We start from the raw sequence: 1,420 nt of genomic DNA, 5'->3' as shown, positions 1-1,420 counted from the left end.
AGACAGCGTCCGTGATGAGCAGCGCCGAGTCTTGAGTGATGGACACGCGGATTGCACTAATCGCGGCAGCGGCGGTGCCGGATCCCACACAGGTCTGGGATGGCGGCGCCGGTCGCGGTTGCCCAAACCCGCCCATAGTATGCGCGTTCCATCCTTCTCGCCCCCTTGGAGTTGAGCGGCGCAGCGTCGAGGTCCCGCGTTGGGTGCCGATAGCAGATCGCCGGTTCGACCTTGGTAGCACTGGATTCATCCCGAGGGCGTCATCGATCGGTGCCCAGTCGATCAGCATGACAAGTGCATCCAGCAAGTACGGCTTACCGCGTTCAAGTACGAAGCCGAACTTCTCCTGACCGATGCCCGGTTGCAGGTCAAGGTAAGCCACCTCCTCAAGTCATCAAACTGCTTTGGGGACTTGTTGCAACAAATATGCGATAGGACCTGCAATATCTGCTTCGTTCACGTGAAGGTCAGCAATTCGCAGCTAGATGGCTGTCGCCGATCCCCACTTTAAAGGTTCGCATTGACGCACCGTTCTGTCTTCTCCCCGTCATTTGCCGTTCCGCTAGGTTCGCCCTTGACAAATCCGCAAAGGTGTTGCAACAAATCACATCACTTGTAAAGGGCGGTTTAGGGCGCTGAAGGGTTCCCCCCGACGGCGTCGCCATCGATCGAGTGCTGACCACCTATTGTCTGGGTCTACCTATTACGCAATGCATGACCTCAATAATTGGGATTAATCGCATGTCTGAAATGTCGCAACCCGGTCGTATTATTGTCGCCCGCCTTTCCACGAATCCAATAGGTGGAACCCAGTAGTTACCGGGGAAGAGCTCTTCGCTCTCCTTAAGAGAGCAGCTACGGCTGTGGGATAAAACGCAGAGAAATCAAGAATAGAGGAGGAATAAACTATGACAATTACTCGACGCGACATGATGAAGGCAGGTATGGCCGCTGGGACGGCGCTAGCAATACCATCGATCCTTCGGGCGCAGACATCACCAGATGCCGCTCGGACGATTCGGATGGTAATGTCAGATCTGACTGTCTTCGATCCTCTCTTGTCCATTTCTGACCAGACCTACATGCATAGCCTTGCGGTCTACGACACGCTATTTGGACTCGACGCCAAGCTTGTGCCGCAACCGCAAATGGTCGGAAAGTGGGATATTTCCGAGGACAAAAAAACCTATACGTTCGAACTCCGAGATGGCCTACGATTCCATGACGGCACTCCCGTTACTGCGGCGGACTGCGTAGCATCAATCCGTCGCTGGGGCCAAGTCGATGGTGGTGGAAAACTGATTATGGAGCGGACCAGCGATATCGCAAAAAGAGACGAAAAAACGTTCACCATCGCTCTCAAGGAACCGTTGGGGATTCTGCTCGACTTGCTGGCGGGTGGGACAAATTTTCTTTCTAT

Annotated in this window: 2 protein-coding genes; one reads left to right on the top strand and one right to left on the bottom strand. The window is 54.2% G+C overall.

Annotation, left to right across the window (positions count from 1 at the left end; translation table 11 throughout):
• On the bottom strand, window positions 1-382 hold a 382-nt coding region (locus EOC06_RS41175; protein ID WP_206631355.1), incomplete at its 3' end, for a hypothetical protein.
• A gap of 526 nt (window positions 383-908) precedes the next feature.
• On the opposite strand from EOC06_RS41175, the gene EOC06_RS37270 reads away from it, so the two are divergent.
• Window positions 909-1,420 (top strand): ABC transporter substrate-binding protein (locus EOC06_RS37270; RefSeq protein ID WP_281062142.1); only part of this gene is annotated, 512 nt, incomplete at its 3' end.

The organism is Mesorhizobium sp. M7A.F.Ca.MR.362.00.0.0, assembly GCF_004023175.1.
Classification (GTDB): Bacteria; Pseudomonadota; Alphaproteobacteria; order Rhizobiales; family Rhizobiaceae; genus Mesorhizobium.
Note: the sequence above shows the minus strand (reverse complement) of the source record. Positions and strands in the feature narration are given on the sequence as shown.